11 protein-coding genes are annotated in these 14,434 nt (G+C 61.4%); 4 read left to right on the forward strand and 7 right to left on the reverse strand.

What is annotated here, in order from left to right:
• A partial coding sequence (locus G3480_RS21460; protein WP_206171834.1) for a hypothetical protein occupies nt 1-317 on the reverse strand: 317 nt, incomplete at its 3' end.
• Between the two features lie 212 nt (nt 318-529).
• The gene (locus G3480_RS21465; protein WP_164655931.1) at nt 530-820 is read right to left on the reverse strand and encodes a hypothetical protein; all 291 of its coding nucleotides are present in this window, start codon (nt 818-820) and stop codon (nt 530-532) included.
• A 395-nt stretch (nt 821-1,215) separates the two neighbouring features.
• Here G3480_RS21465 and G3480_RS21470 point away from each other — a divergent pair, with 395 nt between their 5' ends.
• The 3 genes from G3480_RS21470 to G3480_RS21480 are packed head-to-tail and all read left to right on the forward strand — an operon-like array spanning nt 1,216 to nt 4,333.
• Nucleotides 1,216-3,267 carry a ribonucleoside triphosphate reductase gene (locus G3480_RS21470; RefSeq protein WP_164655932.1) on the forward strand — a complete coding sequence of 684 codons (2,052 nt, stop codon included), beginning with the start codon at nt 1,216-1,218 and terminating at the stop codon, nt 3,265-3,267.
• A gap of 46 nt (nt 3,268-3,313) precedes the next feature.
• Nucleotides 3,314-3,505: an anaerobic ribonucleoside-triphosphate reductase gene (gene nrdD, locus G3480_RS29090; RefSeq protein ID WP_164655933.1), complete on the forward strand. Its 192-nt coding sequence runs from the start codon at nt 3,314-3,316 to the stop codon at nt 3,503-3,505.
• Nucleotides 3,506-3,547: 42 nt separating this feature from the next.
• A complete protein-coding gene (locus tag G3480_RS21480; RefSeq protein ID WP_164655934.1) occupies nt 3,548-4,333 on the forward strand; it encodes an anaerobic ribonucleoside-triphosphate reductase activating protein in 786 nt (261 codons plus the stop codon).
• Nucleotides 4,334-4,446: 113 nt separating this feature from the next.
• Here the strand turns inward: G3480_RS21480 and G3480_RS21485 are convergent, their stop codons facing one another.
• From G3480_RS21485 to G3480_RS21505, 5 genes are all read right to left on the reverse strand, one after another.
• Nucleotides 4,447-4,887, reverse strand: coding sequence for a septal ring lytic transglycosylase RlpA family protein (locus G3480_RS21485; protein WP_164655935.1), 441 nt, complete (start codon nt 4,885-4,887; stop codon nt 4,447-4,449).
• A gap of 223 nt (nt 4,888-5,110) precedes the next feature.
• Nucleotides 5,111-6,862 (reverse strand): L,D-transpeptidase family protein, encoded by a 1,752-nt coding sequence (locus G3480_RS21490; RefSeq protein WP_164655936.1) that lies wholly within the window; start codon nt 6,860-6,862, stop codon nt 5,111-5,113.
• A gap of 237 nt (nt 6,863-7,099) precedes the next feature.
• Entirely contained in the window at nt 7,100-8,590 is a 1,491-nt protein-coding gene (locus G3480_RS21495; protein WP_164655937.1) for a SpoVR family protein, read from the reverse strand.
• Entirely contained in the window at nt 8,587-9,858 is a 1,272-nt protein-coding gene (locus G3480_RS21500; RefSeq protein WP_164655938.1) for a YeaH/YhbH family protein, read from the reverse strand. The genes G3480_RS21495 and G3480_RS21500 overlap by 4 nt, the downstream gene beginning before the upstream one ends.
• Nucleotides 9,859-9,947: 89 nt before the next feature.
• Entirely contained in the window at nt 9,948-11,870 is a 1,923-nt protein-coding gene (locus G3480_RS21505) for a PrkA family serine protein kinase (RefSeq protein ID WP_164655939.1), read from the reverse strand.
• 843 nt (nt 11,871-12,713) lie between these two features.
• Between G3480_RS21505 and ilvA the strand changes: the two genes are divergently transcribed.
• Complete coding sequence (gene ilvA, locus G3480_RS21510; RefSeq protein ID WP_164655940.1) at nt 12,714-14,255, forward strand: threonine ammonia-lyase, biosynthetic; 1,542 nt, start codon at nt 12,714-12,716, stop codon at nt 14,253-14,255.
• Nucleotides 14,256-14,434: the final 179 nt, after the last annotated feature.

Genomic DNA, 14,434 nt, shown 5'->3' on the forward strand with positions numbered 1-14,434 from the left:
CTCAGCAAGGCTTTATACAGCGGGCGCACATGACTGGGGTCAAGCTCATCGAGACGCTCGCGCAGGCGGGTGTCGCTCGGGGCCTGCTCAATCCCGTAGAGGGCCTTGAGATTCGCTCGCGTCGTCTCCTCCCGGCAGTCCTGGTCGAACTGCAGCAGCGAGGGATACTTCAACCCGAAGAGCGCTAGCCCTGACATCAGATGATCGACCAAGGCGATGTCGTGACCCGGTGCATCGGGGATTCGACGAAACACCCGATGCGCTTCTTTCAGCAGCCCCTCAATGCTGAGATGCTTGCGGCAAAACGGAGCGCTCATCAGCACCCCCCTCTCAATCCGACACTGAAATGATGCCGGCCAGTCTACCGAGTCGGCGCCAAAAGTCTACGAAGAACTTTTTTTCAGGCTGCTCCAACCCATTGTCGCTCAAGAGAAAAAATTTTCAGCGGGAATTGCTGGACCGGGATCGACAGGGTCCGCCCGCTCGGCGAGCGGGCTGCACCATGCGGGCAACGGCCTTGGTGCTTGGCTCAGGCAAGCGTGCCAATGAGGACCAGGGCCGCGAAGATCGCGCACAGCGGACCCGAGATGAGCAAGGCAAGCGTCGTTAGCACTCCCCTGTCGGCGCGCCAGAAGGCGATGACGGCCAGCAGCAGCGCTGCAAAGCCAGCGGCCACGGCGGAGAAGAACAGATCCTGCACGCAGGACGTGTGACAAGTCCGCGTCTCGAACGGGCCTGACAGCATGACCATCGTCACTGCAACGGTGAGGGCCCATCCAGTCGCACCCAAAGCCAAGGAAGGCAGTGTCAAGGCTTTCATCATCCAGTCTCCTCCACATCGTTATTGATTATTGATCGAGTCGACGTCAGCAGGCAGCCAGCCGCCGGCAGGGCACGACCCAGCCCGGCATCGCAGGCGCACGCGGACGGCCGGCGGCGGCTAGGGCTCGATGGCGCGGGCCTACCGCTCGGCCCCCGCCAATCTTAGCCAACCCGAGACCGAACGCCACCAATGCAGGCTCTCGGCAGGCGCTGGCGCTCGGCCTTCAGTGCTTGGCGGAGCTTCGAGCATGTCGTCACATCCGCCCCATCCAACGCCGCACAGCACTCAGCCCAATTGATCTGAGTCAAGAAACAACCGACTTGATGAACACATCATCTAGTCGACGTTAAACTCTGCAACACAAGATATAGTGCAAAACACAGAGAGCCACCATGGGAACCGGTCAGCCAAACTTTCCAACCTTGCCAACGCGCGTCCTCAAGCGCGACGGCATCGAAGTCCGTTTCGACGCCTCTAAGATCGAGTCCGCGATCCTGCGCGCCGGCCAGGCAACTGGAGAGTTCGATCCCTTGGAAGCCGGACTCCTGACCGCTCAGGTCGTCAAGGTTCTCGCCCACCGTTTCGGTGAGGGGCGCCTGCCGGAGATCGAGGACATCCAGGACGTCGTCGAACAGACGCTGATCAGCGCCAACCACTTCGAGACCGCGCGCTCCTACATCGTCTACCGCGAGCAGCACAAGAAGCTGCGCACCGACAGCCGCACCCTGGTCGACGTCGGCGGCTCCATCAATGAGTATCTGGATCGCTCCGACTGGCGTGTCGCGGCCAATGCCAACCAAGGGTATTCGCTCGGCGGTCTGATCTTGAACACATCGGGCAAGATGATCGCCAACTACTGGCTGAATCATGTCTATCCACCCGAGATCGGCCAAGCGCATCGCGACGGGGATATCCATATCCACGACCTGGACATGCTCTCCGGCTATTGCGCCGGCTGGTCGCTGCGCACCCTGCTGAACGAGGGGCTGAACGGCGTCCCAGGCAAGGTCGAGGCGAGCGCGCCCAAGCACATGTCGTCCGCCATCGGGCAGATCGTCAACTTCCTTGGCACGCTGCAGAACGAATGGGCCGGCGCCCAGGCGTTCTCCAGCTTCGACACCTATATGGCGGCCTTCGTGCGCGCCGACGGGCTCGACTACCCGCACGTCAAGCAGGCGATTCAAGAGCTGATCTATAACCTCAACGTCCCCTCGCGCTGGGGCTGCCAGACGCCCTTCACCAATCTGACCTTCGACTGGATCTGCCCGGAAGACCTGCGCGACCAGGTGCCGGTGATCGCGGGCGCGGAGCAGCCCTTCACCTACGGCGACCTCCAGGTTGAGATGGACATGATCAACCGTGCCTACATCGAGGTCATGACCGAGGGCGACGCCAAGGGACGGATCTTCACCTTCCCCATTCCGACCTACAACATCACCCCGGACTTCCCCTGGGAGAGTGAGAACGCTGAGTTGCTGTTCGAGATGACCGCGAAGTACGGCCTGCCCTACTTCCAGAACTTCATCAACTCCGAACTCTCGCCCAACATGGTGCGGTCCATGTGCTGCCGGCTGCAGCTCGACCTGCGCGAACTCCTCAAGCGCGGCAACGGCCTCTTCGGCTCCGCCGAGCAGACCGGTTCATTGGGCGTGGTCACCATCAACTGCGCGCGGCTTGGCCACACCCATCGGGGCGACGAAAAGGGCCTCCTGGCGCGGCTCGACGAGCTAATGGACATCGCCCGCAATAGCCTCGAGATCAAGCGCAAGGTGATCCAGCGCCACATGGACGCTGGGCTCTTCCCCTATACCAAGCGCTATCTCGGCACCCTGCGGAATCACTTCTCGACCATCGGCATCAATGGCGTGAACGAGATGATCCGCAACTTCTCCAGCGATGCGGACGACATCACCACCCCGACCGGCCATGCCCTCGCCTGCCGCCTGCTCGACCACGTACGCAGCCGCATGGTCGAATTCCAGGAGAACACCGGGAGCATGTACAACCTGGAGGCGACCCCGGCCGAGGGCACAACCTACCGCTTCGCCCGCGAGGACCAGAAGCGTTTCCCCGGCATCATCCAGGCCGGCACCAAGGAAACGCCCTACTACACCAACAGCTCACAGCTGCCGGTCGGCTACACCGACGACCCCTTCGAGGCCCTGGCCATGCAGGAGGCGCTGCAGAGCAAGTACACCGGCGGCACCGTGCTGCACCTTTACATGAGCGAGCAGATCTCCTCGACCGAGGCCTGCAAGCGGCTGGTGCGGCGCTCACTCGAGGGCTTCCGCCTGCCCTACATCACGGTAACGCCTGTGTTCTCCATCTGCCCCAAGCACGGCTACATCGCTGGAGAGCACCCCTATTGCCCGATCTGCGACCAAGAGCTGATCGCCCGCAAGCAATCCGAACAGCAGGCCAAGTGCACCGCAGCGTGCGCCTGAGCCGACAAGACAACGTCCAAGAACCTATTAAAAGGAGCATAACAAGATGACCGACGCCAACATCGAACTCAAGACCGAAGAGCGCACCCCCTGTGAAGTCTGGACTCGAGTGATGGGCTACCATCGCCCGGTCTCGGCCTTCAACAACGGCAAGCGCGCCGAGCACGCTGACCGCTGCTACTTCACCGAGCAGCCCCAGGGCGTTCAGCATCGCCGCGAGCACTTGGCAGCAGCCTAAGGTCATCGAGCCGGCCACCGCAGGGTGGTCGGTGCATCCGCCATGCCAAGCCCCGCACCAGACACCCCGAAGTCACCTTCTCCGACCCAAGACGCCCCCGCACCAAGCGTCGCGCGACGACAAGCGCACACGCCCAAGGCCGAGGCGCTGCGCATCGGGGGTCTGACCCGCCTGACGACCATCGACTACCCTGGCGAACTAGCCGCAGTGGTCTTTTGCCAAGGCTGTCCCTGGCGCTGCCGCTATTGCCACAACGGCGATCTGCTGGACAGCAATGCGGAAGGCCACATCCCCTGGTCCGATATCAAGGGTTTCCTCGAACAGCGCGCTGGTCTGTTAGACGCCCTGGTCTTCAGCGGCGGAGAGCCGACCGCTCAAGGCGCCCTCGCCTGCGCCATCCAGGAAGCGCGGGCATTGGGCTTCAAGATCGGCCTCCATACCAATGGGGCCTACCCAGAGCGCCTACGCCAGCTCCTCCCCGTCATCGACTGGGTCGGACTCGACATCAAGGCACTGCCGCACGACTACCCGGCAATCACCGGCATCCAAGGATCTGGCGAGCACGCCTGGGAGAGTCTGGCGCTACTGCTTGAGGCCGGCATCGACCTGGAAGTGCGCACGACGCTGATGCCGGGCTGGTGCAGCGCGGACGTCGCACGGCTCAGCGAGGCCTTAGCGGAAGCTGGCGTCCGAAATTTCTGCCTACAGGCTTGCGACAGCCAAAGGGCACTGGACCCGGATCTGCCGCGTCACCAGGCCCCGGCCCGAGAGCTTGCCAAGGCCGTGAACACCCAAGGCTTCGCGTCCGTCACCCAACGAGGCATCTAGGCGTCTATCCGCGCAAAGAAAAACCGCTTCCAGGCACCCCCCGACGGCTGAAGACCTCGGGCCTGAAAGCGGCTCTTTTTATTCTTAGCCGACGAAATCGACGGCCTTCTAGCCTAAAACAGCTCCATCATCATGTGCTGAGCTTGCGCGATGCTGAGCTTCTCGGGTCGCTTCGGGAGCGAATTCCCTCCATCGACGACCTTCAGCTCTACACGAGCCACACCACTTCCGAGCATCCCCAGCGCCTTCGCCGCCCCCTTCGAGAGGTCGATGGAGCGCCCCTTGATGTAGGGACCACGATCATTGATGGTCACCTCGACGGTGCGCCCGTTGGCCTTATTGGTGACCAGCACACGGGTGCCGAACTTGAGTGTGCGATGCGCCGCAGTCAACCTGTTCATGTTGAATGGCTGACCGCTGGCGGTAAGCCGCCCGTGGAATCGGGAGCCATAGTAGGACGCGACTGCGTCCGTCGCGAGCGCGTTCGCCTCTGTCGCAGTGAGTAGCGACGCTGCCAGTAAGAGTGGTGTTATCAGTAGGCTTTTGGAGACCAAGCCGCTTCCCTCCGCGTGTCGTTTGGTGTATAGGCGCCGTGCGACAATCGCTACCAAGCACCCAAGCCTTGCGGATTTTAACCGCCAAGTCGACACGCAGACCACCCTCACACCTCATCGACAACACGAGAATACAGGGGCAAAACTTTGAAAAAATGAGGAAGCTGAAAAAAGCGCATGCAGCCCGCCCGCTGCACCCACGGATGGACTCCGACCGGGCGACTCAAGCGTCGCGATCTGCGGATTGTGTCAAGCGAACAGGCTCACTCGGCGGCGCCGGCACTGGCGATGACTCCGAGCCGTCCTGATCCTCCTCATAGGCCCCCCCATTGATCGCGGGCTTCTGCGCTGGCGCCTGCTCGGGGGCAGGAATGGGCGATGGCTCCGCGAAGGCAATGCGCGCGCTCGTCACCTTCTTGGCAAAGGCGTCACGAAGGGCAGGATCGCGTCCATAGATATCCTTGCGGAAGTAGACGCCGCCATTCTCATTGGCACGCGCGGTGAGATAGTAGAGGAGGACAGGCAGGTGATCGTCGAGGTTCACGTAACGCGTCCGAGCCCCCTTGATCGTGCTCTGGATACGGCTGGAACTCCAGCCGGATTCGCCCAGCAAGAGTTCGGCAAGCTTGACCGGATTCTGAACACGAACGCAGCCGTGACTGAGCGCGCGACTCGAGCGACCGAAGAGGCCACGGCTTGGCGTGTCATGCAGATAGACCGCGTGACGGTTGGGGAACATGAACTTGACCTGCCCCAGGGCGTTACGGGGGCCAGGCTTCTGGACCACACGATAGCGTTTATAGTCTGATGCATTGCCGCCGCTGACCTTACGGCCCGTGCGACGATCGACCAGGGTGTACTTGGCCGATACATTGCCCATTTTCTTTTGGATGGAGACCGGAACACTCCAGGTCGGATTGAAGACCAGATGCTCCATTGAGTCACGGAACATGGGCGTCTGATCCTTCTCCGTGCCGACGATCACGCGCGTGCTCCAAGTAACCTCACCGCCACGCACCAGATCCGCCATGTAGTTGGCAACGTCGACAAAGATGTAGTCGGGCGGAAGATCATCATACAGCCAGCGCATCCGCTCCAGATTGATACGCACCTGCTCAATCTTCGCCTCATCAATGGGATCATTGATGGTCGTCAGTGTACGCGGGCCCACAACGCCGTCCGGGTGCAGCCCGGCGCGCCGCTGAAACTCCTTGACGGTCTCGACCAGGCTATCATCGAACAGCTCAAGCTCTTCGGGGGTAGCCACATCATCGTGGTGACCCATGAGCTGCAGCCGCTCGCGCAAGAGGGCAACGCGCGAGCCTCGACTCCCCTTGGCAAGGTTTGGCCCGGAGGGCAGTGGCGGAAGCCCTTTAAGGTGTTCCATGCTGGTGAGGTTGGCCAGGGCCTTCTTGAGGTCCTGGTACCAGAAGGGCTGCGTCATCCTGCTCGAGAGGAAACGACCGAGATGCGGTGCGTCGAGGGCACCATGCATGTCGGTCAGCAAGACCTCGGCTGGCACTGGCGCGCGATCGTTCCACTTGGGATCGACGGCCTTAGGGTCGAGCTTGCCGAACCGCGTGTGGTGGACATAGCGCAGCAGCGCATCGGAAAGCAGGATATCGGACTGCAAACGCTCGGGCTCACTCAAATCTTCGAACCCAGGCTCCTGCGCCAAGCCTCGCACCAGTTCAACGTGGAAGTCGCTCGGCGATAGGCCCTCGGCGGAGCTGCTCTGGATCACCTCGAGCAAAGCCTGCCGCTGCGCGGCCTCGCCCCAAAGAAGGTCATTACCACGCTGCGCGTAAAATGCCGCGAGTACAGGACCGGAAAGCAGGGGCGTTTGACCAACGACAGCGTTCTTGGCATTGCCGAGCGCGTCCAAGGTGCTGACCAAGAGCGCATTGGCAGACCCGGCACCGGGAGCGAAGGCGAAGACGACAACCAGGAACCGCAGGAATAAAGCGAATTTCATCGAGCCCCCTCGAGCACGAGAAGCGGATTGACAGGATGGCTTGTGCATTTAGGCGATTTCTGTCGGAACTCATAGCCGCTGACTTGTGGCGAGGCCCGCCTTGCGTGTGCAGCGGCTCCCCCCGCTGCGCCTTGAAGGCAAACCTCGATCCGGCGCCATCTGGTTTTGAGCTTTTCCGGCAATCCCCTTATCTCGACGAGCCGCGGCTACCCTGATACCGCTTTCGAGCCAGGCCCGTCAAGCCTCTCCGATGAGTTCGACGCGACCTTGGTCGTCCAGGGTCTCTAGACGAACCGTGAACCCCCAGAGACGTCGGATGTGGCGCAGCATCTCTTCGTAGGTATCTCCCAAGGGGCGGCGATTGTGGACGAAGTGCCTCAGCGTCATGGAGCGGTCGCCGCGCCGGTCGACATTGAATACCTGAATATTGGGCTCGCGCGTCCCGAGGTTGTACTGCTCGGCGAGCGACTGGCGCAGCGCGCGATAGCCCCGCTCTTCATGGATCGCCGTGACCTCCAGGTGCTCCTCGCGATCATCGTCGGTGATGGCGAAGAGGCGAAAGTCGCGCATCAGATTCGGCGACAGGAACTGTGCGATGAAGCTCTCGTCCTTGAAGTTGCGCATCGCGAAATCCAGCACCTTGCGCCAGTCTCCGCCAGCGAAGTCTGGAAACCAGTAACGGTCCTCGTCGGTCGGGCTCTCGCAGATGCGTCGGATGTCGCGCATCATCGCAAAACCCAGGGCATAGGGATTGATGCCGGAGTAGTAGGGCGCGTCGAACGGCGGCTGGAAGACAACGCCGGTGTGGGACTGCAGGAATTCCATCATGAAACCATCGGTCACGAAGCCTTCGTCGTAGAGATGGTTCATAAGGGTGTAGTGCCAGAAGGTCGCCCAGCCCTCGTTCATGACCTGCGTCTGACGTTGCGGATAGAAATACTGCCCGATCTTGCGCACGATGCGCACGACCTCGCGCTGCCAGGGCTCGAGCAGGGGTGCATTCTTCTCGATGAAGTAGAGCAAGTTCTCCTGCGGCTCGTCCGGCCAGCGCTGTTCTTGGCGCGCTTCTTCCGAGTCCGGGGCCAGCGGGAGGGTGCGCCAGAGGTCGTTGACCTGAGACTGAAGGTAGGCCTCGCGCTCCTCCTGCCGCCGCTGCTCTTCCGTCATGCTCAGCGGCGACGGACGCTTGTAGCGATCCACGCCGTGATTCATCAAGGCGTGGCAGGAATCGAGCAGCAGTTCGACCTCATCCTGTCCGTAGCGCTCCTCGCAGTGGGCGATGTACTTCCTGGCGAACACCAGGTAATCGATGATGGCGTCGGCGCTGGTCCAGGTGCGAAAGAGATAGTTGCCCTTGAAGAAGCTGTTGTGTCCGTAACAAGCGTGCGCGATCACCAGCGCCTGCATAGGCAGCGAATTCTCTTCCATGAGATAGGCGATGCAGGGATCGGAATTGATCACGATCTCGTAGGCCAGGCCCATCTGGCCGCGCCGATAGGTCTGCTCGGTCGCGACGAATTGCTTGCCGAAGGACCAGTGGTGGTAGTAGATGGGGAGCCCGACCGAGGAGTAAGCATCGATCATCTGCTCCGAACCGATCACCTCGATCTGGTTGGCATAGGTATCCAGCCCGTAAGTGTTGTGCGCAAGATTCCCGATCTCTTTGTCGAAGCGCTCCAACATCGGGAAGGACCATTCCGAAGAATCAGTGATGAGTCTTTTCGTCATGCCTCCTGCCTCTTGAACAGCTCCCTGAACACAGGGTAGATTTCGTCCGCCCCAGCGATTTCCTGCATCGCAAAGTGTCGATGCGCGGCCATGACGTCCTGGTAGGCGTACCAGAGGCTCTGATGCTGGCGCGGCGTGATTTCCACGTAGGCGTAATAGCGCATCAGGGGCATGAGCTTATCGATCAAGATGTCGCGGCAGACGTTGGAGTCGGAATCCCAGTTATCCCCGTCCGAAGCCTGTGCGGCATAGATGTTCCAGATCGCGGGGTCGTAGCGCTCCTTGAGAAGGTCGTAGGCCAGGTTCAAGGCGCTGGAGACGACCGTACCGCCCGTCTCCCTGGAGTAGAAGAACTCCTCCTCATCCACCTCTTGAGCGATGGTGTGATGACGGATGAAGACAACTTCGATCTTGTCGTAATTGCGCTGAAGAAACAGATAGAGCAGGATGAAGAACCGCTTCGCGAGGTTCTTGCGCACCTGATCCATGGAGCCGGAAACGTCCATGATGCAGAGCATGACGGCCTTGCTGGTCGGCTCGGGCAGCTTGACGAAGCTCTGAAAGCGCAGGTCGAAGGTGTCGATGAAGGGGAGCGCTGCTACGCGGGTCTTGAGCCGGTCCACCTCCTCGCGTAACTCCCGGATACGTGCATCGTCCTCGCCGACGCCCGTGCCGAGCAGCCCCTCGATCGCTTCCTCGAGTTCGCGAATCCGCCCCCGTAATGGCGCACCGAGCGCCGTGCGACGGGCGATGGCGCCCTTGAGCGAGCGCACCACATCGATGTTGGTCGGCGCGCCCTGGGTCGAATAGCCGGCCCGAACCGTCTTGAACTCGGTCGTCCCAATAAGCTGGTTGCGTACCAGATTGGGCAGTTCCAGGTCGTCGAAGAGCAGATCCATGAACTCCTCGCGCGAGAGTTCGAAGACGAAGTCGTCCTCGCCCTTGCCGCCCTTACCCGCCTTACCCTGCCCGGGGCCGTCGCCGCCACCACCCTCCGGACGGCGAATCCGGTCCCCGGGCATGAACTCCTTGTTCCCCGGATGGACCATGTCGCGGGAGCCACCCTTGCCGTGGTGGAAGACGGGCTCGCTGATGTCCTTGGACGGAATACCGACCCGCTCGCCCGAGTCGATATCCGTGATGCTGCGCTGGTTGACCGCGTCGGCAACGGCCCGCTTGAGCTGGGTCTTATAGCGCTTGAGGAAGCGCTGGCGATTGACCGTGCTCTTGTTCTTGCCGTTCAAACGCCGGTCGATGAAATGTGACATGGATGCTGCGTTCTCTAGTGCTCGGCGATTGACTGGACGCGACCATGGTCCGGGGCCGAAGCGCCCCAGACCCTGGCCTCATGCCCTGCTTACTGTGACTTCCTGACGCGCAGATACCACTCGGAAAGCAGGCGAACCTGCTTCGGCGTGTAACCCTTGTCCGTCATGCGATCGACGAACTGATCGTGCTTCTTCTGCTCGTCAACGGACGACTTGGCATTGAAAGAGATGACCGGCAGCAAGTCTTCGGTATTGGAGAACATCTTCTTCTCGATCACCACCCGCAGCTTCTCGTAGCTGGTCCACTTCGGGTTGGCGCCACCGTTGTTGGCACGAGCGCGCAGCACGAAGTTGACGATCTCGTTGCGGAAATCCTTCGGGTTGGAGATCCCCGCCGGCTTCTCGATCTTCTCCAGTTCCTCGTTCAAGGCGCCGCGATTCATCATCTCGCCGGTGTCCGGATCACGGTACTCCTGATCCTGGATCCAGTAGTCGGCATAGACGACGTAGCGATCGAAGATGTTCTGACCATACTCCGCATAGGACTCGAGGTAGGCCGTTTGCAGCTCTTTGCCGATGAACTCGGCATAGCGCGGCGCCAGGTATTGCTTGAGGTAGCTGAGGTAGCGTTCCTGGATCTCCGGCGGAAGCTGCTCGCGGGCGATCTGGCGCTCGAGCACGTAGAGCAGGTGTACCGGGTTCGCGGCCACCTCACTGTGATCGAAGTTGAAGACTTGCGACAGGATTTTGAACGCGAAACGGGTCGAGATGCCCGACATCCCTTCATCGACCCCGGCGTAGTCGTGATATTCCTGCACGGACTTGGCCTTCGGATCCGTATCCTTGAGGTTCTCGCCGTTATAGACACGCATCTTGGAGAAGATGCTCGAGTTCTCCGGCTCCTTCAGGCGCGTCAGAACAGAGAACTGCGCCATCATCTCCAAGGTGCCTGGTGCGCAGGGCGCGTCCGAGAGCGAGCTGTTGCGCAGGAGCTTGTCGTAGATGTGCACCTCTTCATTGACGCGCAGGCAATAGGGCACCTTGACGATGAAGACGCGGTCGAGGAAGGCCTCATTGTTCTTGTTGTTGCGGAAGGTCTGCCATTCCGACTCGTTCGAGTGGGCCAGAATGATCCCCTGGAAGGGCAAGGCCGAAAGACCCTCGGTCCCGTTGTAGTTGCCTTCCTGAGTCGCGGTGAGCAGCGGATGCAGCACCTTGATCGGCGCCTTGAACATCTCGACGAACTCCATGAGCCCTTGATTGGCCCGGCAGAGCGCGCCCGAGTAGCTATAAGCATCGGCGTCGTGCTGCGCGAAGCGCTCGAGCTGGCGGATGTCGACCTTGCCGACGAGCGACGAGATATCCTGGTTGTTCTCGTCACCGGGCTCAGTCTTGGCGATCGCGACCTGCTCGAGGATCGAGGGATAGAGCTTGACCACCTTGAACTTGGTGATGTCGCCGTTGTACTCCTGCAGCCGCTTCACGGCCCAGGGCGACATGATGGTCTTTAGATAACGAACCGAAATGCCATAGTCCTCTTCGAGGATCGGCCCATCCTCCTCCGGCGAGAAGAGGCTGAGCGGGGACTCGAAGACCGGAGAGCCATGAATGGCGTAAAAAGGCGTCTCCTGCATGAGTTCCTTGAGCTTCTCGGCTAGCGACGACTTTCCGCCACCGACCGGCCCGAGCAGATAGAGAATCTGCTTTTTCTCTTCCAGCCCCTGCGCCGCATGCTTCAAGTAAGACACCAGGTGCTCGATCGACTCCTCCATACCATAGAATTCGGAGAAGGCCGGATAGCGACGCAGCACCTTGTTCTGGAAGATGCGGCTGAGGCGCGGATCGTCTCGGGTGTCGACAAGCTTTGGCTCCCCGATCGCCATCAACAACCGCTCCGCCGGACCGGCGTAGACACTCGGATCGGCCTTACAAAGCTCCAAATACTCTTGCAGGCTCAACACCTCCTCTCGGGAGGCTTCGTAGCGTGACTGATAGCGTTCGAAGATCGACATTTCTGATTGACCTCACTCGGAAGCTGATGATGCTCGCCCGACCCCGGCGCCGATCACGACGCAAAAGCATGAAGTGAAACGCTCGGGGCGAGGAGGGGAAAAGACAAGTCGTACGGCCTCTACAGCAAGAAGCAAGCCATGACCTCATTCAATTTCGGCGCAACACCGCGCGGAGCCAATGTCCACGCTGAGCGCATGCCTGAGTCGCTCGAGTCTAAGCTAATCCGCACCGATTTAGTGCGTCAAGCGCCTGGTGATGCCCGCTTTTCGAGCCTGTCCGCGCTGTTGCAATTGCCTTCAGGATCCGCAGGCTCCAGGCTGAGGCGGGCGGTACCAAGCACCTCAGCGCCCTCGATTGGGGCACCCGCATCCCCGTCTTTCGGACTGACCTAAGGACGAGGGTCGCCGCTTCGAGCTGACCCTGCTGAGACACCACCCCATTGACAGCGTCGCAAAACTGAGACGGCAGCTGCGCGACGGACACAGATCGCATCGGCTCGTCCTAGCAACCCCGCGTCAACCGTCGTACTCGTCAAGCTTGGACAAGCGAAATGCCGAATTGTCTCGCGCCACGGGTGCCGCAGATGGATCACAGCACGCAGCGGGTGCGCGCTGGCTCCGGCCACATCAAGCCTGGCATCGGGCGATTCCTGTAACATGCCCCTGAAAAGAGCGACCAGCATCCAGCTATTTGGAATGAGGCGGTTGGGCGTTGAGCAGGGCTTGTTGCGATTCACCGCTTGGAAGAAGGCTCCTGGCAGCGGAGCCCCCAAGGAAACCAAGGCCGGCAGCTGATTGCCCTGTCGCTGACAACCGAACACAAAGCAGCACCTGAGATTCCGCATGCCAGATTCCTATATCGAGCGCATTCTGAAGGCACGAGTCTATGACGTGGCCCGAGAGACGCCACTGACCCGAGCCCCACAGCTCTCAACGCGCCTCGGCAATGAGGTCTTCCTCAAGCGCGAGGATCTGCAGCCCGTGTTCTCCTTCAAACTGCGCGGCGCCTACAACAAGCTGATTCATCTCGGCGGACTGGCGCGCGAGCGCGGGGTCATCGCCGCAAGCGCGGGCAACCACGCACAGGGCGTCGCGCTTGGCGCGAGCCGACTGGGGATTCAAGCCACCATCGTCATGCCGCGCACCACCCCGGGAATCAAGATCCGATCGGTCCGAGCCTACGGCGGTAAGGTGGTCCTCGCCGGGGATTCCTATGACGAGGCCTATGCCCAGGCAATGCAGCTGGTGGAGGAAAGGGGCCTCACCTTCCTACACCCCTTCGACGATCCGGACGTGATCGCCGGCCAAGGCACCATCGGCATGGAGATCCTGCGCCAGCACCCGCGCCCGCCCTACGCCATCTTCGTCCCCGTGGGCGGCGGCGGACTCATTGCGGGCATCGCGGCCTATGTGAAATGGCTCTATCCCGAGGTCAGAATCATCGGCGTCGAGCCCGAAGAGGCGCCGACACTGCATGCGGCGCTGGCGGCCGGCGAGCGCGTGACCTTACCCCAAGTGGGGCTCTTTGCGGACGGCGTCGCGGTGCGGATCATTGGCGAGGAGACCTTCAGGATCGCCCGCGCCCGTGTCGACGACGTGGTGCTGGTGACCACGGACGAGATCTGCGCCGCCATCAAGGATATCTTCGACGACACCCGAGGCATCGCCGAGCCCGCCGGCGCCCTCGCCGTTGCTGGGCTCAAGCGCTGGGTCGAGAAGACCGGCACGCGCGGCGCCCACCTGATCGCCATCGAGAGCGGTGCCAACATCAACTTCGACCGACTGCGTCACGTCGCCGAGCGCGCCGAGCTTGGCGAGCACCGCGAGGCCCTACTGGCCGTCGAGATCCCAGAGCGGCCCGGCAGCTTTCTTGCCTTCTGCAAAACGCTCGGCAAGCGCCAGATCACCGAGTTCAACTATCGCTATTCCGACGCCCAGCGCGCCCAAGTCTTTGTCGGCATCGAACTCTCCAAGGGCAGCGAGGAACGTGCCGAACTCATCGCGCGGCTCATCAGCAAGGACTTCAAGGTGCTCGACATGACGGACAACGAGACCGCCAAGCAGCACATCCGCTTCATGGTCGGAGGTCACGCCTTGGGAATCGAGCAAGAGACGCTGGTGCGTTTCGAGTTCCCCGAACGCCCGGGCGCACTCCTGGGATTCCTCACAGCGCTCGGCAAACGCTGGAACATCAGCCTCTTCCACTATCGCAACCACGGCGCCGCTTATGGCCGCGTCCTCATGGGTGCGCAGATCCCGCCGGAAGATCAGGAAGACTTCCACCGCTCGCTCGACGAGCTCGGCTATCCCTACTGGGAGGAGAGTGACAACCCGGCGTACCAGGTCTTCGCCGGCGTCGGGAGAGCGGAGCAGGATGAAGCCTGACACAAGAAAGACGCGCCGCGAGCCCTCGCAAGAGCGCTAGCGGCCGGACTCTCACTGCTCTCGGTCATCCCTGGTCGCCGTGACGGTCGGCGCCACCATCCGTTGGCAGTTGGCAGTTGGCAGTTGGCAGTTGGCAGTTGGCAGTTGGCAGTTGGCAGTTGGCAGTTGGCAGTTGGCAG

The sequence above is a fragment of the Thiorhodococcus mannitoliphagus genome (assembly GCF_010915725.1).
Classification (GTDB): domain Bacteria; phylum Pseudomonadota; class Gammaproteobacteria; order Chromatiales; family Chromatiaceae; genus Thiorhodococcus; species Thiorhodococcus mannitoliphagus.